Annotated in this window: 17 protein-coding genes; 12 read left to right on the top strand and 5 right to left on the bottom strand. The window is 51.6% G+C overall.

Translation table 11 applies throughout. The features are described from left to right. Positions 1 to 145: 145 nt before the first annotated feature. Positions 146 to 1,567 carry a B12-binding domain-containing radical SAM protein gene (locus HCG48_RS13525; RefSeq protein WP_210437030.1) on the top strand — a complete coding sequence of 474 codons (1,422 nt, stop codon included), beginning with the start codon at positions 146 to 148 and terminating at the stop codon, positions 1,565 to 1,567. 112 nt (positions 1,568 to 1,679) lie between these two features. Beyond that, complete coding sequence (locus tag HCG48_RS13520) at positions 1,680 to 2,372, top strand: hypothetical protein (protein WP_168569626.1); 693 nt, start codon at positions 1,680 to 1,682, stop codon at positions 2,370 to 2,372. On the opposite strand, the gene HCG48_RS13515 is transcribed toward HCG48_RS13520, so the two are convergent. Beyond that, the gene (locus HCG48_RS13515; RefSeq protein WP_168569625.1) at positions 2,353 to 3,114 is read right to left on the bottom strand and encodes a DsbA family protein; all 762 of its coding nucleotides are present in this window, start codon (positions 3,112 to 3,114) and stop codon (positions 2,353 to 2,355) included. The genes HCG48_RS13520 and HCG48_RS13515 overlap by 20 nt on opposite strands. Positions 3,115 to 3,853: 739 nt before the next feature. On the opposite strand from HCG48_RS13515, the gene urtA reads away from it, so the two are divergent. Further along, complete coding sequence (gene urtA / locus HCG48_RS13505) at positions 3,854 to 6,805, top strand: urea ABC transporter substrate-binding protein (RefSeq protein ID WP_168569623.1); 2,952 nt, start codon at positions 3,854 to 3,856, stop codon at positions 6,803 to 6,805. An 81-nt stretch (positions 6,806 to 6,886) separates the two neighbouring features. On the opposite strand, the gene HCG48_RS13500 is transcribed toward urtA, so the two are convergent. Beyond that, the gene (locus tag HCG48_RS13500; protein WP_168569622.1) at positions 6,887 to 7,417 is read right to left on the bottom strand and encodes a hypothetical protein; all 531 of its coding nucleotides are present in this window, start codon (positions 7,415 to 7,417) and stop codon (positions 6,887 to 6,889) included. Between the two features lie 306 nt (positions 7,418 to 7,723). Continuing rightward, entirely contained in the window at positions 7,724 to 8,899 is a 1,176-nt protein-coding gene (locus HCG48_RS13495; protein ID WP_168569621.1) for a glycosyltransferase family 4 protein, read from the bottom strand. A 388-nt stretch (positions 8,900 to 9,287) separates the two neighbouring features. On the opposite strand from HCG48_RS13495, the gene HCG48_RS13490 reads away from it, so the two are divergent. Next, entirely contained in the window at positions 9,288 to 11,027 is a 1,740-nt protein-coding gene (locus tag HCG48_RS13490; RefSeq protein ID WP_168569620.1) for a tetratricopeptide repeat protein, read from the top strand. A gap of 168 nt (positions 11,028 to 11,195) precedes the next feature. Then, positions 11,196 to 13,103 (top strand): tetratricopeptide repeat protein, encoded by a 1,908-nt coding sequence (locus tag HCG48_RS13485; protein WP_168569619.1) that lies wholly within the window; start codon positions 11,196 to 11,198, stop codon positions 13,101 to 13,103. Positions 13,104 to 13,270: 167 nt separating this feature from the next. On the opposite strand, the gene HCG48_RS13480 is transcribed toward HCG48_RS13485, so the two are convergent. Both HCG48_RS13480 and HCG48_RS13475 read right to left on the bottom strand, forming a co-directional pair. Further along, on the bottom strand, positions 13,271 to 13,603 hold the full coding sequence (locus HCG48_RS13480) for a hypothetical protein (protein WP_168567317.1): 333 nt from the start codon (positions 13,601 to 13,603) through the stop codon (positions 13,271 to 13,273). Positions 13,604 to 14,053: 450 nt separating this feature from the next. Then, positions 14,054 to 14,617, bottom strand: coding sequence for a DciA family protein (locus HCG48_RS13475; RefSeq protein ID WP_168569618.1), 564 nt, complete (start codon positions 14,615 to 14,617; stop codon positions 14,054 to 14,056). Between the two features lie 332 nt (positions 14,618 to 14,949). Here HCG48_RS13475 and HCG48_RS13470 point away from each other — a divergent pair, with 332 nt between their 5' ends. From HCG48_RS13470 to HCG48_RS13445, 7 genes are all read left to right on the top strand, one after another. After that, positions 14,950 to 16,170: an SPOR domain-containing protein gene (locus HCG48_RS13470; RefSeq protein WP_168569617.1), complete on the top strand. Its 1,221-nt coding sequence runs from the start codon at positions 14,950 to 14,952 to the stop codon at positions 16,168 to 16,170. A gap of 335 nt (positions 16,171 to 16,505) precedes the next feature. Further along, a complete protein-coding gene (locus HCG48_RS26075) occupies positions 16,506 to 17,036 on the top strand; it encodes an RNA-guided endonuclease InsQ/TnpB family protein (protein WP_246259550.1) in 531 nt (176 codons plus the stop codon). Positions 17,037 to 17,075: 39 nt separating this feature from the next. Next, positions 17,076 to 17,594 carry an RNA-guided endonuclease InsQ/TnpB family protein gene (locus HCG48_RS26070; protein ID WP_281362133.1) on the top strand — a complete coding sequence of 173 codons (519 nt, stop codon included), beginning with the start codon at positions 17,076 to 17,078 and terminating at the stop codon, positions 17,592 to 17,594. A gap of 99 nt (positions 17,595 to 17,693) precedes the next feature. Beyond that, complete coding sequence (locus HCG48_RS13460; RefSeq protein ID WP_168569616.1) at positions 17,694 to 18,458, top strand: PspA/IM30 family protein; 765 nt, start codon at positions 17,694 to 17,696, stop codon at positions 18,456 to 18,458. Between the two features lie 256 nt (positions 18,459 to 18,714). After that, positions 18,715 to 19,482, top strand: coding sequence for a PspA/IM30 family protein (locus HCG48_RS13455; RefSeq protein WP_168569615.1), 768 nt, complete (start codon positions 18,715 to 18,717; stop codon positions 19,480 to 19,482). Positions 19,483 to 19,785: 303 nt separating this feature from the next. After that, positions 19,786 to 20,109: a thioredoxin family protein gene (locus tag HCG48_RS13450; protein ID WP_168569614.1), complete on the top strand. Its 324-nt coding sequence runs from the start codon at positions 19,786 to 19,788 to the stop codon at positions 20,107 to 20,109. A gap of 193 nt (positions 20,110 to 20,302) precedes the next feature. Continuing rightward, positions 20,303 to 21,481: an LL-diaminopimelate aminotransferase gene (locus HCG48_RS13445; protein ID WP_168569613.1), complete on the top strand. Its 1,179-nt coding sequence runs from the start codon at positions 20,303 to 20,305 to the stop codon at positions 21,479 to 21,481. The last annotated feature ends 256 nt before the right edge of the window (positions 21,482 to 21,737 follow it).

The following is a 21,737-nucleotide window of genomic DNA, read 5'->3' as shown; positions in this document are numbered from 1 at the left end:
GTAAAGATTCTTTTCGCTGCGATGCCTTTTTCAAACTTGGCTGTTATCGTGCAGAACAATTAGGCGATCGCCCCCGTAAACTTCCTCAATCGATCCCTTTCAAACCGCGCGATCGTCCCTCTTCTATCGACTATGGCGGTAAACCATGAGACTGACCATTATTTACCCGGCTGTCGGTCATCGTTTGGGCGAAAACTATGTAGGAACCTGGCAATTGGAACCCCTCGCCCCAGCGATTATTGCAGGATTGACCCCCAAAGAAATCGAGATCGAATTTTACGACGATCGCACCGAAAAAATTCCTTACGATCGCCCCACAGATTTAGTCGTCATTACCGCCATTCAAACCACCTCCGCCCGCCGCGCCTATCAGATTGCCTCCCTTTACCGACAACGACAAATCCCCGTCGTCATGGGCGGTTTTCACGTCACCTTAATGCCCGAAGAAGCAAGCGATTATGCCGAGGCGATCGTCATTGGCGAAGCCGAGGGCTTGTGGTCTAACGTCATCGAAGACTTTCAAAATGGTTGTTTGCGTCGGGTTTACAAACGCAATAGCCGACCAAAACTAGGTGGTTTTCAGGTCGATCGCTCTATTTTTCAAGGAAAACCCTATTTACCCTTAGCCTTTGTAGAAGTCGGACGCGGGTGTCATTTTAAATGCGATTTTTGCAGCATTCAAACTGCCTTCGGCAATTCCCAAAGCCGTCGTCCCCATGCGGAAGCTTTAGCAGAATTAAAAAAGATCGAAAAACCGCTTATTGTCTTTTGTGACGATAATATAACCTCGAACTTAGAGCGCGCCAAATCATTTTTCAAAGAATTGATCCCCTTAAAAATTCGCTGGGTCAGTCAGTGCAGTATTAATGCGGCTCACGACGAAGAGTTTTTAGAACTTTTAAAAGCTAGTGGCTGTCAAGGATTGCTCATTGGGTTTGAAAGCGTCCATCCAGATAATTTAAAACGAATGGACAAGGGATTTAATTTAATGAATGGCGGCTATGAAGTTGCCGTCGAAAATTTGCACCGTCATGGGATTCGTATTTACGGGATGTTTTTAGTTGGATACGACGAAGATAGTGCGGAGACGATTCAATCGGCGATGGATTTTGCCACGAAACATAAGTTTTACGCGATCGCCTTCAATCATTTAACCCCTTTCCCGGGAACGGCACTTTACGATCGCATGAAAGCGGAAGGACGGTTATTATTCGATCGCTGGTGGTTAGATCCGAATTATCGTTACGGTTCGATTCCCTTTGAACCGAAAAAAACCCCTCGGGAAGAATTAGAACAATTAGCACACGAAGCGAGGGTTAAATTTTTTAGCCTTCCTTCGATTCTCAAACGGATGAATTTTGGGGTCAACTGTACCGATGGGTTGATGACGTTGAGCTTTTTTGCACTGAATATTTTCAGTCATCCGGGAATTCGCAGACGTCGCAATTATCCCCTCGGCGATGAGGCGTACAAGGGAGAGTTAATTAAAGCGGTTCATTCGCAACCGTTCCGACTCGATCCGATTGAAGCGTTGGAATGGACGACGGCGTGCGATCGTGCGAGTTAAAGGATTCTATTTTATCGTGTTTTGTAATTGAATAAGGTAGGGAGAATCCCCCTAAATCCCCCTTAAAAAAGTGGACTTTACTGCTATAAATTCGTCAATCATTTTTAAGATCATGCAGTTTTTAAAAACTACAATTTCCGGTCTTCAGATTGCCTATTTTACGATTTTATTACTGCTGGGAGGAACGGCAGTCTATTTTTATATCTATCAAAATTTTATGAATGGGGTCGGCGGCGGGATTGCCTTACCGAAATTACTGTGGTTGGCGTATGCGTTGTGGTTTTGGTATTTTTTACCCAGTTTAGTAATTTGCGATCGCCGATTAGCACCTAAATCTCGGCAAATTTACGGTATTTTTTTAGGAAATATGATTGTGCGGGCGATCGTCGAACTGTGGATGATGTACGGTCCGAAAAATTGGCATCCATATTACGGAATTGCTCACGATTTATTCAGTGCTGTTTTAGTTTTCGGTTTGCTGATTTGGTGGAGTTGGAGTCGTTCGGAAGCAACAACCAGTTCCCCTGGCGATCGCCCTGACCAGGGGAACAGTCAACAGTTAACCGATACAGTGCGGTTGAATTTCCAGGTGATGGGGGTGATGTTTTTAATTGAAAGCTATTTTGCGTGGTATATGTTGCAAAACGTGCGATCGGAAAGCGGCCCGGTTTATTTCGTTCCTGGAAGTTCGGATTATGCAGATATTTTAATCCTAACGTGGCTGGTAGTTTTAGCTTTAACCGGGCAGCAAACGATCTTTGCTTGGCAGTGGTTGGGCGATCGCCTTAGTTCATCGAATTTTTAACTTTAGCCAAAACATTTTCCATTTCAGATAATTCGACAGCCCCGGCAAAAGTTTCGCCGTTCATAATAAAAAAGGGCGTCCCGTTAATGCCGAGGGTTTTAGCCAATTGGAGATCTTTGTCAATGGCATCCGTGGCGGCTTGACTTTCGCGATCGCGGTTGAATTGTTCGAGATCTAACTTCAAATTACGAGCAGTTTCTAAGTAAAGTTCTTCGCCCAATCGATTTTGTTGCTCGAACAAGGCATCGTAATAGTCCCAAAATTTATCTTGTTGTTGGGCGGCCCAAGCCGCTTTTGAGGCGGGGATTGCTTGGGGGTGAATGCTGGCTAGGGGCAAGTGCTTGTAAGCCAAGGTCACCGTATCGTTATGCTTTTCCATAAAAGTTTTCACGGTTTCGTGAGCCCGGGCGCAGAAAGGACATTGAAAGTCAGAAAACTCTAATAAAACAATTTTGCGATCGCTCGCTCCTTTGGTGGGGGAATCTTCAATCGTCGAACCGGGATTTTCGAGCATTTGCTGTAAGAACTTTTGGCGAGCTTGCTGCATCTGCTCTTCTTTTTGTTGTTGATACTGTTGGACCGACTCCAGAATCACTTGGGGATTTTCGCGAATGACTTCCAACACTTTTTGTTCGAGTTGACTGTCGTCTGTGGCGCTGTTGGATGTCGTACAACTGGTCAATACCGTGGAACAGACCAACAGAGTACACAAAACGAAAGAGATGAAACGAAACGGGTACATAAATGACCTCGATAATTTGAACGACCCGCGAGGGGTAACCGTCCCCAGGATCGGTCTGAAAAATAGCTGGGGATCGTAACGGGAAAACTCATGTCACAGATGATTATGCCCTGGTTTGGTCAGAGACCGAACGTTAGTTTAAATAGAGCACTTTCAAATCGGACTGAGGGACCGTTGAAGGGGGGGTAATCTGGGGGGAGGAGATTCTCCCGTGCAGAGGCTAACTACAGTAGGGAAGTCATGCCGAAGGCTATAGCGTACCCTACGCGATCGCCATTGTGGGGCTTAATTGCACGGCTGGGGTAAGAATTGCTATATATAGCAAAAGCACTGAAACGCACAAAAGCGAAGAAATTTTACTTTTTAGATACATTATCCGTCTGAAGGAGTGTAAGAGAATTCAAGGCAAAACACGATCGCGACGGTCGAAAAACTGAGGGCGAAAAGGCTGTCAATACCGGGTGGAAGTCTGACGTTTATTCGATCGCTTCAAGAAAAAAACCTCAACCGCAAGAAGACCGATCGAACCTCAACGCACTCACACCGATCGACCTCGATGGAGTTAAATTCGTAACTCCCGCGCGATCGCGCAGACTAGCTTGAGGGAGAGTCCGACCGACGTCAAACCTCGGATGAGAGCCTTATTTTCATACTTCGGGCGTTCGCAACGCGGCGCCAGAGGCGTATCGCCCCACCTAATTGACAACCAGATAGCTTCACAACAAGCGCGTTAAAAACAATGACACAAGGTCCGACGGCGTTCGATAAACCAACCAGTCAAACCCCCATCCCCAGTCCTTCCAACCTGCAAGGCGACCACGCAGCCATCCGCATCGGGGTGTTGCATTCCCTGACGGGGACGATGTCGATTAGCGAGCGATCGCTCGTAGACGCCCTCCTGTTGGCGGTTGAGGAAATTAACGCCAGTGGGGGCGTTCTCGGATGCTCCCTGGAAGTCGCGGTCGAAGATGGAGCCAGCGACCTCAAAACCTTTGCCCAGAAAGCGAAAAAGCTGTTGGAGGTCGATCGCTGTGCGGCGATTTTCGGCTGTTGGACGAGTGCGAGTCGCAAAGCGGTTTTGCCGATTTTAGAAAAATACGACGGTTTGCTCTTTTATCCCTTGCAATACGAGGGACTCGAATGCGCTCCCCAAATTGTCTATACGGGAGCGACCCCCAACCAACAAATTATTCCCGCCGTCGATTACTTGCTCGAACGCGGGTTGCGCCGGATTTACTTGCTCGGGTCGGACTATATTTTTCCGCGCACGGCCCATCAAATTGTCAAAGCGCAGTTAGCGGCGCACGGGGCCGAGTTAGTTGGGGAAGAGTACCTTCCGTTGGGGTCTCAAGAGGTCGAGACGGCGATCGCCCATATTCAAACCGTACAACCGGATGCGATTTTCAATACTCTCAACGGCGATAGTAACGTCGCCTTTTTCCGCAAGCTGCGCGAGGCGGGATTCACCCCCGATCGCCTTCCGGTGATGTCGGCGAGTATCGCCGAAGATGAAATCCGGGCGATCGGCGCCGAACCGTTGGTGGGTCATCTGGTGGTCTGGAATTACTTTCAAACCCTCGACAGTCCGGAAAATCGGCAATTCGTGCGCGCCTATCGGGAAAAATACGGCAGCGATCGCGTCACCGACAATCCGATCGAAGCGAGTTATATGGGACTTTACCTGTGGAAGCGGGCCGTGGAAAAAGCGCGCTCCACCGAGGTCGGTCAAGTCCGCGCCGCCCTCAAAAATTTAGAAATTATGGCGCCGGAAGGGGCGGTCAAACTCGACGGGAAAACCCAACATACTTGGAAAACCGTTCGTATCGGTCGGGTGCGCGCCGACGGGGCGATCGATCAAATTTGGCAAAGTGACGCCCCGGTGCGCCCGGACCCGTTCCTCCAGAACTATCCCTGGGCCGCAGGGCTATCGAGAAGCGGATTTAAGGGAGAAATCCAAATTGCGGCGATCGGGCTGCTGGTGGCGTTGCTGGGGCTGACCTGGACCGCCGTGGGTGGCAGTTGGCTGGCGTCGAATCGCATCGAAAGCGAGATGAGTGCGTTACTCGGGCGGTTGGATAGCTTAGCTGTCGGCGATAACGAGGGGATGCGCTTGTTGGCGCAAGAGGCGATCGCCGCCGCCAGTCGCAATCAATTGCTGTTGTTTGTCGCCTTCGTCGCCAGTTTGATCTTGATGCCCGTGGCGATCGCCTTTGTCTTCAATCTCAGCCGCAGTTTGCGCCAAGTGACCGAAACGGCGAAACTTTTAGCCAGTGGGGATTTGACTGCGCGATCGCCCGTGCGATCGGCCAGCGAAATCGGCGTGCTCTCGTCCACCCTCAACACGATGGCCCAGCAAGTCGCCTGCTTGCTCACCAGTTTGGAAGTCCGCAACCGCCAACTCGAAGACCGCTCTCGGGCGTTACAAATGGCGGCGGAAGCCGCCCAAGCCGCCAACCGCGCCAAAAGTACGTTTCTGGCGAACATGAGCCACGAATTGCGAACCCCCCTCAACGCGATTATCGGCTACAGCGAAATGCTGCAAGAAGATGCCCGGGATTTTGGTTATGAAGAAATGACCCCGGATTTGCAAAAAATTCGCACCGCAGGTAAGCAGTTATTGGCCTTGATTAGCGACGTTCTCGATATTTCCAAAATTGAAGCGGGGAAAATGGATTTATGTTTGGAAACGTTCGAGTTAAGGGATTTAATTGAAGAAATTACCAGCACGATCGAACCGCTCGCCCAGCAAAATAATAACCGCTTGATTCTGAAAATGCCCGAAGAGTTGGGAACGATGCACGCCGACTATATTAAAGTCCGCCAGTCGTTGTTGAATTTACTCAGCAATGCGTGCAAGTTCACCGATAACGGCGAAATTAGCCTCGAAATTCGGCGCGAGGGTGGAGAGACGGGAGAGGGTGACGATCGCCCCCGGATTGTTTTTAAGGTCGGCGATACGGGGATTGGCATTTCCCCAGAGCAACAAGCGAAGTTATTTCAAGCGTTCCGACAGGCGGATGCTTCGACGACGCGCAAGTACGGGGGAACGGGGCTGGGATTGGCGATCGGCCAGCGTTTTTGTGAGATGATGGGCGGCCACATTAGGGTCGAAAGCGAAGTCGGTCGCGGTTCGACGTTTACGGTGGTTTTACCCGCACAGGTTCGTCTCGAAGGGATGGCGGCGGACGACGACGCCGAGGACGAGTCGGAGGGGGTCGGGGATTCGCGATCGGGGAGAACCTTACGATCGCCCTCGGCGGTGTTGCCCCCCAAGGCGATGGTTTTGGCGATCGACGACGATCCGGCTTCCCGGGATTTGATTTCTCGGGCGCTGACGAAGGAGGGGTTTCGGGTGCGCGCTTCTGCAAGCGGTCGCCTGGGATTAGAGTTGGCGAAGGAACTGCGCCCGGATGCGATTACCCTAGATGTGATGATGCCGAGTATGGACGGGTGGGCGGTATTGTCCGCGCTCAAGGCGGATCCGCAATTGGCGCATATTCCCGTGATTATGGTGACGTTTGTGGAGGATAAAAATCAGGGGATGGCTTTGGGGGCGGCGGAATATTTGAATAAACCCGTGGATTACAAGCGCTTTGCGGCGCTGTTGAGTCGCTATCAAAGTCCGGACGGTCGGCGCAGCAAGGGCGATCGCCCGGTCAGTCCCTCTGCGGATTTGAGTCGATCGCAATAACCGCCTTCATCCGGTTCGCAAGACCGCACGGTGCGATCGCCGATGGAGGCGGTTGGCAAGGAGCGTTCCCGTTACGGGAGCTTAGTCGAGAAAACCCATGAGTTCGGTGCTGTCGTCGATCTCGTTAGAGGCGATCGGACGGTTGCCCATCAGGCGGTCGTAAATGGTCAGGTGGCTGGCGGCGATCGGGCGCAATCCGGAGACTTTGAGGGTGTCGGCGACTTCGATCGCACTCTGGCTGATGGGGCGAATCCCGGAGGAGTTCATCGTATCGACGACCTGCAAGGTACTCGCGGAGACCGGACGGTTGCCATACATGGGGTTATTTTCGGCAAGTTTTAAGGTACTGGCGGCGATCGGGCGATTTCCCGGGAGATTGCTGGTTTTATAGAGTTGCAATCCGCCTTTTGTATCTTTGGGGGTTTCTTTATCTTTCACGGCAAGGCTACTCGCTTCAGTTCCGTTATCAGTTTTTGCGTTTTCTGTTTCCTGGTCTGCCATCGGCTTCACCTCAGTTGTCTCTTCTGACTTCGTTTTGGCTGAATTGGTCCGGCGACGACGGCTGCTGCTTCTGCTCGTGCTTCGGCTGTTGCTCGTCTCGTTAGCGCTCATCGGTCAATCCCTCGTATGATTGCGTAAATGCCACTGCTATTGACGGGCAGACGGAGAATTTACGCGATGTCCGTATAATGATTTTTTCGGTTTGATTATAAAAATACTATAAACTTCAAACTATCTTAACTTAATTAATATTAAACAACATATTTTTTCACCAAAATCGAGCCAGTTGCTCGGTTTTCTTATCGCCGAGATTAGTCTGTCTCATCCGTTGCGATCGCCCATAGGGTCGATCTCCTCCGCTTCGAGATGCGGCGATCGTTGTAGATTTCCCCGATGGCAACAGTTACACGAACCGTTTCAAACCGAGCTGGCCCCGGCTAACTGATAAATTTCGATCGGTTGTTGGTAATTGCGTTCGGCAGTGTAATGGCGCTCGAACTGCGATCGCGCTTCCTGGCGCATGGCGTCGATCTGTTCCGGATGGGCGATCGCCCACTCCACTTTCTCGATCGAATCGCCCACATCCCCGACACGGAAATGCAACCCCGTGCGCCCCGGCTTCACCACAGTAGACATCGTCCCCAAATTGCTCGCCACCACGGGCAAACCCACCGCATAGGCTTCAAGGATCGTCATGCTCAACCCTTCGTACCACAAAGACGGGAACATCAACAGACTCGCCTCTTTCATCAACGCCAACACCCGATCCTTGGGCTGTCTTCCCAGATACTCCACCCCGGCGATCGCCGCCCTCGCCGCCCTTTCCACCACCGGGGTCAACGGTCCACTCCCGAGAATTTTGAGCGGGATTTTCTGACCGAGATGTTCCCACGCGGCGAGCAAAATATCGATGCCTTTTTCCGGAGACAGTCGCCCGACAAACAGCGCGTAACCCCCCCGCCCTTGCCCCATGCCCGGATCCGGTGCTAGAAAGTTAGGCTTGAGCGAAATTTTTTCGGCGGGGATGCCCCCTTCGATAAACTTATGGCGCGCAAACTCACTCAAGACGATGTAGCGATCCACGCGATCGCGCCAGGTTCCGCGCCAACGGTGAACGGCTTGCATGGTTCCCACGACGAACGATCCCACCCGACTGTCTCGATAGCATCCGTGAACCACGGCAGGCCAGGGAAACCATTTCCCCAGGCAATCTTCGCACGGTCCCCCATTGCGGAAAAAATAGGAATTGGAGCAGAACAGTCGGTAATTGTGTAAGGTTTGAACCACGGGGACGCCCGCTTCGTGACAGGCATCGTAAACGGAGGGAGAAAATAAGGGAAAAAAATTGTGAACGTGAACGACATTCGGTTGAAACTGATGTATTTCTTTTAGAACTCGTTGTTTTGACGATCGCGAATAAATCGCGTTGAATGCCGTTTTAAGTTTTCCCGCCGCTCCAGCAATCTCATCGTTATCGACTTTAAATAACCGGACTGAGTGTCCGTGGGCTTCAAGTAATTCTTGCTCGACTTTGACCACCTCATCCTCGCCCCCAGGGATTTGATAAAGGTTATGTAAAATTAATACTTTCACAATTCGATAAACTCCTTCTCCGTGTTCAATGTCACTGTATTATTATCATTTAAGTTAAGTCTGTTGCCTACGCCCGCTTTTGAACTATATAAAAGTTAATACAAACATTGATGTTGGCAATTCCTCGAACTGGCGATCGCCTCTGATGACTTTTCTCGATCGAGCTATTGAGAAAAACCCCTTCATTTTGACTCGTATCCCCGGAGTATATTCCTCGTCACCCTTCACCCTTTTTATACGATCGCCGATCGTATCCCGGTAGCGGCGGCGATCGCCATCGTTCTAACCCCAAAAGTTTTGCTATATTTGAACGCGATGAAATTCGATCGAGTAGGGTGTCTCGATCGCGGGGTGATACCACACACATTTACTTGTTAATGGGGTTGCAATGTCTACGACTACAACGCAGTTAAGTGAAGCGATCGCCCGCTACGAAAATGCTTTTATAGAATTTGAGGGGGAAGAGAATCAACCGAGTCGAGAGCGGATTCTCAAACTGTTAATGGCGCGCGACGCCGTGGAAGAGGCGATCGCCGAAAAAACAAAAGTTTCAGAACAGACCGTTGCCCGACTGTTTGAATTAGATAGCCAACTCCAAGAAAATAGCAGTAAAATCGCCAAATTTGGCAACTTGGATCGATGGCGGGCCAGCCTCAACCCCTCACAATCCTCCTGGTGGTGGTATTTTCAACCGCCGCAAGAAATCGACCCGTGGGATCGTCTTGATAACTTGTGGGATACCCTGACCGCCGCCGCCTTAATTTTCACGGGCAGTTTTATGGTCAGTACCTTTCAAGCCTTTTCCGTCGGCGGGTTGGGGGTCATGGAAACCTTCGGAACCCTCGCCCAAGGGGCGGGATTGGCGCTCGTGGGGAAAGGCGCCCTCACCAGCGACGGCAAAGCTAAAGTCAAGAAAGCCTGCAAGCAGATGGGGATTGCCCCGCGCTATCACAGCGAAGTCATGTTCGGGTTTTCCGCCTTCCTGCTGCTCGGCGCTTACGGACTCAACAGTCAACTTCCCGCCATTGGTAAGGTCTACTACGCTACTGGAGAAAGTCTTTACCAAGAAGGGCATCTGACGGCGGCGGCAGATAAATATTTACAAGCGATTCAACTCGATCCCGACAACGTCGAAGTCAAAATTGCCCTGGGAGAAGTGTACGAATCCCTCGGCGATTTGGATAAAGCTCTGGGTCAATACAAACAAGCCGTAGAACGGGGGATGGCGATCGGGTTCAACCACATGGGTCGGGTCTACATTGAAAAAAAGGATCCGATTACGGCAGAAACTTACCTTCGCATGGGTTTGGAACGGGTCGGCGATGACGATCGCGTGCGCTATCAATTGTATCGTAATCTCGGGTGGTCGTTGTGGGAACAAAAACTCTACGAACAGGCCGCCGTTCCTCTAGAAAAGGCGATCGATATTGACAAAAAAATTCCCGTTCGCGAGGCCAAACCCTTTGGCGCCGGAATGGCAAATTGCTTGTTTGCCGATACTCTCGAACGTCTTGGCGATCTAGAACGAGCCAATCGCCACTGGGTCAATTGTCAGCAATTTGCCTTACCCGAAACCCTCGACGAGTATAAATGGTTCATGCTCGTGGGCAAGCGGGAGATCGCACAAAGTATTGAGACTGGGGCGATCGTGGCCAAAGAGGAGCGGATTAATGCCGAGAAAGTCGCCGTCGACGTGGTCGAAAAACTGACCGGGGACAAGGAAAACCCGAACGATGGAGCGACCGCAGCCGAGGATAATCCGGATGAGAATACCGAAGATTTCCAGACCGCAGGCGGTGGCGGAACGGCGCCAAGCCCCGCCCCCGAACAACCAAAAATTACCGACCCGCAAAAAGTTCAACAATTGCGCTACAACTTATATCAAATGGTCGATGTCAACTGGCGAACGATTCCGACCTTCAACAGCGATCTGATTTATCGGGTTGAAATGGGCGAAGACGGCGAACTGAGCGCCTACGAACCGATGAGCGAGGAGGCGGATGATTTTCTGCAAGAAGTTCCCCTGCAAAGCTTACCGCAATCGCAGGAAGCCGAAGAAGCGATCGCCGAATTTAAAGTTGTATTTACGCCAACGGGAGAGTTATATATCAGTCCCTGGTCTAACTAGGCCCAACGGATATTCAAGCTAATCTAAATTCGGCTCTTGATGGACGATACGCCTCTGGCGTCGCGCTGCGATCGCCGTGCATTTGCCGAGGGGAACTAGAGCGGCTACCCTAGAACCATTAAACTTTCGGGAGTGCAAAAGGCGATCGCCCGTTGGGGAGCCGAACTGATGAGCGAGCTGAGTGACCAGAATCCTTGCTGTACTTTAGATCGGGCGATCGTGCGCTATGCCGACGCCCTCGATCGCTTCGCCCGCAGCCTTCCCCATCCTTCCCCTCAACCCCTACTCGCGGTTCTGCTCGCCCGCGATTGTATCGAAGAACATTTACCGGAAAAAACCCGCGCCAGTGCGGAGAATATCGCCCGCCTGCTCGAACTCGACGCCCGCTTCCAACAGCTCACTCATCAAGCCCACCTCGATGGGGATCGCTTGAGCGAGTATCGCGCCAGTTTGAAACCTCCCAAGTCGGCGTGGTGGTGGTTTCCCGAAAAAATCCCCGCCCCGCGATCGCAACAGCCCTGGTGGTCGCGCTGCCCGAACTTTGTCTGGAACTTAGGCACGGTGGTCTGTTTGGTCTTTGCTGGAACCTGGATTACCAGCACGGCCCAAACCTTTTCCGCCGCCCACGGTTTCGATTTTGTCGGCACCCTCGCCACCATCGGACAAGGGGCCGGACTGGCGGTGGTCGCGGGAGGCGCCCTCACGGAACGGGGTAAGAAAAGCGTCGAACAAATGCTCGCCAGCACGCCAATTCCCCCCCACTGGCACGCGGAAGTCACGTTTGTGGTGGCGTTGTCTTTGGCGGGGGGGACCTGGTTTATCAATCATTCCGTCACCCCTCGCGTCGCCTCGTTTTATTACCGCGAAGGACAGGAATTTTACCAGAAAGGTGAGTGGGCGAAAGCAAAAAAGAAGTACGAACAAGCCCTGTCATTAAATCCCGACGATCCCACGGAGATTCAATTTTCTTTGGGCAAGATTTACGAAGCCCTCGGCGATTTAGACCGGGCGCGATCGCAGTATGAAAAAGGCTTGCTCGAAAGTCACCCCGCCTCGTTAATGGGGGTCGGTCGGGTGGTGTTGTTAAAGGCAATTTATGATGGCGAACCCGTCAGAATCGCTGCCCCTGCGGAGCTCAAGCTTGTATCGGGCAGTGGGGAGGGTTCGGCGTCGGAAACGAAGCGCGATCGCACCTTTTTAACGCAATCGGCGAATAATGCGACCTTCTTTTTGCGCTTGGCTGAGGAAAAAAATCAGAAAAACGAGAAAGATGGCATCGATCGCCGTTTGTCTGACGAACAAGAAATCGAACTACATACCAATTTTGGCTTGGTCGAACTCGTTTCTATTGGCTATTTTAATAATAATGTCAGTCGCGAAATCGAACTCAAAAGCAATGAGGAAGTTCGCGAAGTCATCGACGGGTTGGATGAGGCTCGCGAGCGCTTTGTTCGGGCTTTACGCTTGGCGAAGGTTAAAACAAAAAATGGCGAGTTTTCCCGAGTCGATGGCGGCATGTCTGAGTGTTATTTGAGCGTGACGAAAGCGTTAATTGAAAAAATTGAAGCGAGTTTAGAGAAAACTCCGCCTACAAGTTCGCAATCTCCCCCGTCGGCGATCGGTGGGGCGATGATGGGCGCCAATGCGGCGGCGATCGATATAGAACAACTCAAAAGTAATGCGGTTCGCGCAACCTGCAGCCAAGCGACTCCCAAAACTTATTTTCAATACCAACAAATTTGGGCGTTACTCGATTCGGTGGAACAGCAATCTTTAGAGATTCAAAATACAGAAGAAATTGCCAATTTACAAAAATTGCTCGAAACCAACTTGAAACAAAAAGCAGGTAACAATCAGCCCAAAATGCCTTTGGTCTATCGGGTTCAAGTTTCCGAAGACGGACAAATTGCTAATTATTGGGCGATTGAAGAACAAGGCGATCGCCAAGTTTGGGAAACTCCCCTTCCCGAGTTAAAAGCCAATGAAGCCCTAGAAACCGATCGCTTTGCATTATTTAAAGTTGTTTTTGCTGGCGATGGCATCCAAGTCGAACCCTGGCAAGATCCTCAAGAATAAATAATTTTTGAGGAAAATTTTTGACCTTTTAAATTGGCAAGTGAGTGGGGAATCGGGACTCGGGAGTTAGCACCAATTTCAATAGTAAAAAGACCGACCCACCATTCGTTCTCGATGACGTAGAAACGAATGGTGGGCTGAAGTTTACCAAAATTTAAGATATTTTTTTATCGAAATGTTACCGATTCCGGGGGGTTCGATCTTCTTAAAGAATGACTGGGAGTAGAAACACTTTCGGCAGCGTTGCACTCAGGATCGCTGGAATGTAATGCGGATTGTAAAGACAGAGCGTGTTCTAAGTGAATAATTTCTCGTTCCAATTCGATCGCCTCTTGCAGTCCTTCCCAGGAAGGAGCAAAGGATTTCATCACCAGAGAGCAAGCTTTCCAGCCCCCGCGCACGGGAACCCCTAGTTGTTGGCATTGTCCGCCTCTGCGTCCTTCGGGACTGAAGTGGGTGCAGTGGCGACAGGCTAGTCCTACACAAGTTGAGCTGTTCATAGGGATCGCTGGGAAGGAAAGATATTGTGATTGGCCTAATTCTCCTGCAATCCCTCGTCTAGCTCGATGGGGATCGATCGATTTACCTGCTTGGGTTATAGGGGATTTAATCGGAGTTTATAATTTTATATTTTCTTTAGGGTTCTGTAAAAAACAGATACAAATTGGGTGAGTAAAGACTTTATTGTCTTGCAGTAAAAACAATAACTCTTACCGCCAAACCAACGGGGATCGCGAAAAACCGAAACTCACGGAGGAGGCGATCGCGTAAAAAAGAGTGGGGAATTGGCGCCCCCACGAGGCGATCGTCTTGAAGTTTTCGAGCTTAGAGAGAATAATCGATCGCTGAAAAACGACGACAGATTTGAGAGAGAACCGAACCGTTCTCGATTGCTGTTATCGACGCTACATTAACTGAAAAATTTGACCTTCGAGCCGTGGGGCGATCGCTCAACGACCAGACCAACGGCGAGCCGCACACAACGCACAGACCGACCAGCGTTCCAGTTCTCCCGGCGGGGTGGGCGCCTGACATTGCGGACATAAGGGGAAACAGGCCGATTTCGCCTGGGTTTGAGCAGCCCAGGATTGAAAAGCCGTTTTGGCATCCGTCGCCGCCTCGGGGGACGCCTGGGCCGGGGTTGGGGGTTCGTCGGGGAGACGACTGGGATGCTGTTGCCACAACTGTTGCAATTCGGCCACTTCCTGAGTGGCGATCGCCGTTTGACTCCAATCGCGAGTCGAACAGCGAATATCCTTCAACTCCGGGTAACCGCGATCGCGCAATTGTCCGACGATCTGATGTCGTTTCAAAGTCAGAGTTTGCGCCCAAACCGCACTCGCCGTGGCGACTTTCAAGATGCCGCGATCGCAACTGAGGGGGCGACTGTACCGTGCGGCGGGAGAACCGACAACCTCGGCCCAGGTTTTGAGTAATTGGGTGTAAGCTTGTTGCTGACGGACGAAACGGGTCGCCGCCATCGAACCGAGAATGCGATCGAGGGAATCAAACATGGGATTTTAGAGGGTAGATTTTGGATTGTAGACGGTGGGATTTGAGATTTTAGATTTTATAAAGGCTCGAAGTTGATGCGGGTTGGAGATGGAGAAAAGTTATACTTTTTATTTGAAAATTATTTGAAAAATGATGGTAAAAAATGCTGAAATGGCGGGCGATCGCCTCGAAACCCTCCCAAGATAAAATCCCATTCAGGCGAACGAAGCGAGCCAAGACGACTAAACTAGATCTCGATCGAAAAACTGACCTGAAGCAACTGACCGGAAACATCCCGAATCGAAACATCTACGGGTAAGCAGCGAATTGAGTCAAAAGGAGCGATCGCAAGATGGGTGACAATAACGGTACGAATCAGCTCGACCAGCTCGAATCTGGGGCAGAATACGGCGGGTCTGGATTAAACCCGACCTTGCAAGCCGTATTAAACAATCTCGATGTCGATCTCAACGAAGAACTGACCCGCTACAGACGGGAAAAACGCAAACAAGGGGTTTCGGAAACCCCAGCGACCGCCGCCGAACCCGTCGAACTGGGGAGGACACCAACCCCGCCAGCCGCCAACGGCGCCGACACTGCCGAACTGCCGGAGGTGGGGGCCGTCAATCCTTTTGCCGAGACCAACGGCGATCGCACCCCAGCCCGGGACTTAGAGGCTTCCGAGACGAAGGGAACCGAAGCGGGTTCGAGTGCAGCCACGCCGTCGGAACCGAAAGACTATCTCGAATCCTCACAACAGTTAGTGCAGACCTTAGAAGAAGAAGAACGACGCAAACGGGCTTCCTTAGCGGCGCGACGGTCGCGGCGATCGCGCGATAGTTTATTGAGTCCGTTAGGGGTCGGCTCCATTTTACTGTTCCTCGTCGCCATTGGCAGTTTGGGCTATGCGGTTTACAACTTCTCCGCCAACCAACAAGCCCGCCAGTCCGACGAAACGAGGGAAGATCGCGTCGGTCAACTGCTCGATTCTACGGCGGACTCGGGCCCGTCGGAGGCGATCGAGGCGCAACCGAGCGAGGTGACCCCAGATTTAGCCTCGCGAGAGTTTGTAGACTTGGATTTGCAGCGCTTGGGAACCCTCGAAAGCGAATCCGAAGCCGCGCCCTCGCCAGTGGCGACCCCGACCGCCACTCCCAGTCCGACCCCCGCCGCCGCCACGAGTCCGCCGAGGGAGAGTGCGGGGAATGGTTCGGAAGGATTGGGGGATCTCAGCAGCACCTTAATCCCGCCTGCGGTAGAATCCCCCAGTCCGGGGAGCGGGAATGGGATCAGTACTGCGACGCCGACCCCCGTGGCGACGGCTTCCCCGACCCCCGCACCGAGTTCGACGGTGAGCGCCGCTTCATTCCCCGATTTTTATTACGTCTTGATGGAATATAAAAACGACGAGAGCTTGTTTAAAGCTCGCGAAGTCGTTCCCGATGCTTACGTGCGGGAGTTTCCCATCGGGGTGAGGATTCAGGTTGCGGCTTTCGAGGACGAAGCCTCGGCGAAGGTGATGGTCGAACAAATGAAAGAACAGGGATTGGCGGCTCAAATGTACACCCCTTGAGGGGGACTGGGCTCTCCCACTGGTGCGATAGGATAAAAGAAATATCGACCTCGGATCGGTTGGCGCTGTCGGCAGGCGTTTGAGGGTGGAACCTCGCATGAGTCCGTCCAACGGCGATCGCAAGGCCGAACGGGGGGTTAAAAACAGGGTTTAAATTTCTACCTAAAGTTCTTTAAACTTACTCACTTTTTATACACAAATAAAAATTTGAGTAAGTTTAGAAGGACTGAAGCCGCAAAAATCGCGGATTTCACCATCTCCATTGTTTTCTGCTAGTCTTTATGGTAGCTGAAGTTAGCCGAACAAAAAGAGGGTTGAGGAGTTCAAAAAAGTCAGTGAAAGGCTTTAAGACCAAGCTAGACTTAAATAACCGACAACGAACGCTGATGGCGAAACACGCAGGAGTCGCTCGACACGCTTGGAATTGGGGACTGGCTACCTGTAAGGAAATATCAGAAGCCGGAGGTGAACTCCCGAGTGCTATAGACTTACACAAAAGATTAGTCGCCGAGGTAAAAAGCCAGAATCCTTGGTACTATGAAGTCTCCAAATGTAGCCCTCAAGAAGCGTTGCGTCACCTCAATAAAGCGTTTAAGCGAGTTGGGCAAGTCAAAGGAACAGGTTTCCCCAAGTTTAAGAAAAAGAAGGTCAAAGATAGTTTTTACCTGGAAGGAAGCATTAAAATTTCCGGTGATTGGGTGAAGCTACCTCGGCTCGGTTGGATAAAAAGCCACGAACAGTTACCGCCAGTCCATCCTAAAAACGTCACGATCGGTAAACGAGTAGGGGACTGGTATATTGCCTTCAAAATTGATTTTGAACCATCCCCCCAACTCCCCTTTGAAAGGGGGGCGAAGGGGGGATAGAGAGCGGATTGGGGTAGATGTAGGAATCAAAAGGCCACCCTGAGCGATGGTAAAATCTATCCCAATCCGAAAGCTTATCGTCAGGCTCAGAAAAAACTGGCCAAACTCCAGAAAGAACTAAGCCGCCGTCAAAAAGGAGGTAAAAACCGAGAAAAAACTAAACTCAAGTTAGCTAAGGCTCACCGACGCATCGCCGATATTAGAGCGGACTATCTACACAAGTTAACAACTTACTTAGCCAAGAACCACGGCGAAGTAAAAATTGAAGACTTAAATGTGTCAGGAATGCTCAAAAATCACAAGCTGGCTGGTGCGATCGCGGATGGTGGGTTTTATGAGTTCCGTCGTCAGCTTGAATATAAATGCGAGTGGTACGGGAGCAAATTAACATTGATTGACCCGTGGTATCCCAGTTCGCAGATCTGTTCTAACTGCGGACACCGACAAAAAATGCCACTGGACCGAAGACAGTATGATTGTCCGAACTGTCACGCCTCCATAGATCGTGACTTAAATGCGGCAATTAATGTAGAAAACGCGGAGAGCTCAGCCGTGTAAGCAAGCGTGATGGAAAGGTCTCGGAAGATCCAAGCTAGGAACTAAACATCAAATGATTAAGTTTGAGTAAGTTTTAGAGAGCGGTGAATGGAGTTGTCTATGGGATTAATTGAGCGAGCGATCCGGGTAATTCGCTCGAATATTAGCAGTTTGATCGATAAGGCCGAAGATCCGGAAAAAGTCCTCGAACAGACCATCATGGATATGCAAGAGGATTTGATCCAGCTTCGCCAAGGGGTGGCCCAGGCGATCGCCACCCAAAAACGAACCGAACGCCAGTATTCTCAATCGCAGTCTACGGCGAACGAATGGTATCGGCGAGCGGAACTGGCGTTGCAAAAGGGAGATGAATCCCTCGCCCGGGAAGCCCTGACCCGCCGCAAGTCTTACCAGCAAACGGCGGACGACCTCAAGGCTCAAATCGACCAGCAAACGGAGATCGTCAATAAGCTCAAGCAGAATATGCGGGCGCTGGAGAGCAAGATTGCGGAGGCGAAGAGCAAGAAGGATTTGTATATTGCCCGGGCGCGATCGGCGAAGGCGTCGGAGAAAATTAATGAAATGCTCGGGAGTGTGGGGACGGGCAGTTCGATGGCGGCGTTCGAGCGCATGGAAGAGAAGGTGATGGAACTCGAAGCGCGTTCGGAGGCGATCGCGGAACTGGGAACCGACGATATCGACCGCCAATTTGCCGCCCTGGAAGCGGGGGACGATGTCGATACGGATTTGGCCGATCTCAAGGCAAAGCTGCTGTCCGAGTCCTCCGGAGGGGGTCAGTTGCCCGGGAGTGCGGCCAAACCGAAAGCCGATCCCGATGTCGAACGGGAGTTCAATCGATTGCGATCGGAAATGGAGGGGTCTTGAGGGGCGATCTCCGGGGTGCAAGGGAGACGGAAACCTGGCTGCGATCTAGCGATTCCTACTGGGAGTTCCTAAACTGGAAGGAAATGCGTTTTTTGGGATGGAGCGTTTGAACGAAAGAAGGTTTCGATCGCGTGCCGCCGCTCTCGAAACAGGAGAAACTGGCTAGTGAGCCGATCGGTTGTAAAGGGGACAGGTTCGGTTCGGACCTTATCCACCCCGTGGTTATCGTGTAAATCGACAAAGGACAATAAAAATTATGGGATTGTTCGATCGCATTAGCAGAGTTGTCAAAGCCAATCTGAACGACTTGGTGAGCAAGGCTGAAGATCCGGAAAAGGTTTTAGAGCAGTCGATTATCGACATGCAAGAGGACTTGGTGCAGTTGCGTCAGGCGGTGGCTTCGGCGATCGCCAACCAAAAGCGCACCCAGCAACAGCTCAGTCAAGCCACCCAGCAAGCCAATACCTGGCAGCAACGCGCCCAACTCGCCTTACAAAAAGGCGATGAAAATTTGGCTCGCGAGGCACTGGTTCGCAAGAAGTCTCACGGAGATACGGCAGCGACGCTGAAAAGCCAGCTCGACGGTCAAACCCAGCAGGTCGAAGCCCTCAAACGCAATTTGATCGGGTTGGAGAGCAAGATTTCCGAAGCGAAAACGAAGAAAAATATGCTCAAGGCCCGCGCGCAAGCGGCGAAGGCGAACGAAAAGCTCCAGCAAACTCTCGGTTCGATCGATACGGGGGGTTCGATGGCGGCGTTCGAGCGCATGGAAGAGAAGGTCTTGCAAATGGAAGCGCGATCGCAGGCGGTTACGGAATTGGGCGGGTCGAGTTTGGACGACCAATTCGCGGCGTTGGAAGCGGGGAGCGATGTCGATGACGAACTCGCCGCGATGAAAGCCCAACTGACCGGGGGGTCTCCGACTCAAGCCCAATTGCCCGAAGGTAAAGAAAAAAGCGATTCTCACTCTTCCGCCGTCGATGCGGAGTTGGAAGAACTGCGATCGCAGCTCAACGATTCGTAGGGGTTCGAGACGACTTCAATTTGAAGATGACGGCCTCGATCGCCTCCCGTGGAGGGGCGGCGAGGCCGAAAGAATTTTAGATTTTAGAGTTTAAATTTTAGATTTTAGATTTTAGATCGGGTCAAACGGCTGTTCGTTCACTCACCGTTGCTGGCTGGGCCGGGAAGTCAACGGCGAGCTGGTGCCGTTGTCTGGCGATCGCCATTAACAATATTAATATTTTTTAAGAATTTTTCATCCAGAAACCGAGAGACCATCGACGGGGCGATAAGCTAGTGATGATGGTGATTCACAACGGGTGGAATGAGCAGCGTAATTACAATTACAGATAGCCAATTTGAAACTGAAGTCGAACGAGCGACGCAACCCGTGTTGGTGTACTTTTGGGCGTCGTGGTGCGGCCCGTGCCGATTGGTTTCGCCGTCGATCGACGCGATCGCGGGTGAATATGGCGATCGCCTTAAAGTGGTCAAACTCGAAGTCGATCCCAATCCTGAAAGCGTGGCCAAATGCCAGGTCGAAGGGGTTCCCGCTTTAAGACTGTACGACGGTAACCAGTTGCTCTACTCCCACGAAGGTGCGATTACCAAAGCCAAACTGGCGGATGCCCTCCAAGCCAAACTTTAGGGCGATCGCCCCCGAAATGCCCCCAACTCGAATCGAAGCAGAACCTGACAAACGATTCCCAGGCGGCGATCGTCTCGTTTGAAGCCCAGAAGATAGCCTTCCTCTCGATCCGAGTCCTCACCGACCAGTTGGAGAGCTTCCCCACTCAAGCACCAGACCGATCCGTTTTCACAGACTCACATCTGACAAGATCATGCAGTTCGCCAAACGTTTAGAACCCCTGCGAGCGAATGTCTTTGCCGATATGGATAACGCCAAGGCCAAGGCTAAAGCCGCAGGACTCGATTTAATCGATTTGTCTCTCGGATCGTCGGACCAGCCTCCTGCCGACCACGTGATCGAGACGATCGCCCGTTCTTTACCCGATCGCAGTACCCACGGCTACGTCCTCTTTCACCGGACCGGCGAATTTCGCGAAGCTGCCGCACGGTGGTACCGAGATCGCTACGGCGTCGAAGTCGATCCGCAAACCGAAGTCCTCACCTTAATCGGTTCCCAAGAAGGAACCGCTCACTTGCCCCTCGCGATCCTCAATCCCGGCGATTTCGCCCTGCTCACGGATCCGGGCTATCCCTCTCACATGGGCGGCGTCTATCTCGCGAGCGGTCAAATTTATCCGATGCCCTTACGCGCGGAAAATCACTTTTTACCCGTCTTCGACGACATCCCCGCCCCCGTTTTAGAACAGGCGCGGATGATGGTACTGAGTTACCCGCACAACCCGACCACCGCGATCGCGCCGTTGTCCTTTTTTAAAGAAGCCGTCGCCTTCTGTCAGCGTCACGATTTGGTATTAGTCCACGATTTTCCCTACGCCGATATGGTCTTCGATCGCGAAGCCACCGAAGCGGCGCCGTCCGTTTTACAAGCCGACCCGGAAAAAACCGTTTCGATCGAGTTTTTTACCCTTTCAAAATCTTACAATATGGGCGGTTTGCGCGTCGGTTACGCGATCGGAAATGCCGAATTAATTCGCGCCTTGCGTCAAGTTAAAGCCGCGATCGATTTCAACCAATATCAAGGGATTCTCAACGGGGCGATCGCCGCCCTCACCGGACCGCAAGATAGCGTTAAACAAAACCTCGAAGTCTTTAAAAAACGGCGGGATGCTTTCGTCAACGCCCTCAACCGTATCGGTTGGGCCGTTCCCCTGCCGATTTCGACCATGTACGTCTGGGCCAAACTGCCCGAAGCTTGGCAAAATGATTCCGTCGGTTTTTGTATCCAGATGGTCGAAAAAACCGGGATTGCGGCCTCTCCCGGCGCTGGATTTGGTAAAGCGGGCGAAGGTTACGTCAGATTCGCCTTAGTTCACGATCCGCCGATTTTAGAAAAAGCGGTCGAACGGATCGGACAGTTTCTGAACTCCTAGTCAGCGCCTACAATTTCGCTTCCACGCGATCGCCGATGATTGAAACGTCATCGGTTTTTTTTAGCTTAATCGGCGGGAAGCCCGCGCTGTACCCTTGGCGAAGCCTGCGCGAAGCGCATAGGTCAGCGTCGGGAGAACGTCACGAGGGCGAAACTTATGGACGATCGCCCCTCGAATCAATCAGAAAGGCGAGCTACAATTGCCCTGAATTCTCCCTTGGCGCGATCGTCGAACAACCGATCCTTTTCCCTCGTAA

This window comes from Oxynema aestuarii AP17, assembly GCF_012295525.1.
Taxonomy (GTDB): Bacteria; Cyanobacteriota; Cyanobacteriia; order Cyanobacteriales; family Laspinemataceae; genus Oxynema; species Oxynema aestuarii.
The sequence above is the reverse complement of the archived record's forward strand: the minus strand, read 5'-3'. Positions and strand labels throughout refer to the sequence as shown.

Excerpts from the sequence above, each read along its gene's own strand:
- HCG48_RS13450 (WP_168569614.1), top strand. The coding sequence starts at position 19,786 with ATGAGCAGCGTAATTACAATTACAGATAGCCAATTTGAAACTGAAGTC.
- HCG48_RS13475 (WP_168569618.1), bottom strand. The coding sequence starts at position 14,617 with ATGTTTGATTCCCTCGATCGCATTCTCGGTTCGATGGCGGCGACCCGT.
- HCG48_RS13525 (WP_210437030.1), top strand. The coding sequence starts at position 146 with ATGAGACTGACCATTATTTACCCGGCTGTCGGTCATCGTTTGGGCGAA.
- HCG48_RS13490 (WP_168569620.1), top strand. The coding sequence starts at position 9,288 with ATGTCTACGACTACAACGCAGTTAAGTGAAGCGATCGCCCGCTACGAA.
- HCG48_RS13445 (WP_168569613.1), top strand. The coding sequence starts at position 20,303 with ATGCAGTTCGCCAAACGTTTAGAACCCCTGCGAGCGAATGTCTTTGCC.
- HCG48_RS13520 (WP_168569626.1), top strand. The coding sequence starts at position 1,680 with ATGCAGTTTTTAAAAACTACAATTTCCGGTCTTCAGATTGCCTATTTT.
- HCG48_RS13460 (WP_168569616.1), top strand. The coding sequence starts at position 17,694 with ATGGGATTAATTGAGCGAGCGATCCGGGTAATTCGCTCGAATATTAGC.
- HCG48_RS13500 (WP_168569622.1), bottom strand. The coding sequence starts at position 7,417 with ATGAGCGCTAACGAGACGAGCAACAGCCGAAGCACGAGCAGAAGCAGC.
- HCG48_RS13480 (WP_168567317.1), bottom strand. The coding sequence starts at position 13,603 with ATGAACAGCTCAACTTGTGTAGGACTAGCCTGTCGCCACTGCACCCAC.
- HCG48_RS13455 (WP_168569615.1), top strand. The coding sequence starts at position 18,715 with ATGGGATTGTTCGATCGCATTAGCAGAGTTGTCAAAGCCAATCTGAAC.
- HCG48_RS13470 (WP_168569617.1), top strand. The coding sequence starts at position 14,950 with ATGGGTGACAATAACGGTACGAATCAGCTCGACCAGCTCGAATCTGGG.
- urtA (WP_168569623.1), top strand. The coding sequence starts at position 3,854 with ATGACACAAGGTCCGACGGCGTTCGATAAACCAACCAGTCAAACCCCC.
- HCG48_RS13515 (WP_168569625.1), bottom strand. The coding sequence starts at position 3,114 with ATGTACCCGTTTCGTTTCATCTCTTTCGTTTTGTGTACTCTGTTGGTC.
- HCG48_RS13485 (WP_168569619.1), top strand. The coding sequence starts at position 11,196 with ATGAGCGAGCTGAGTGACCAGAATCCTTGCTGTACTTTAGATCGGGCG.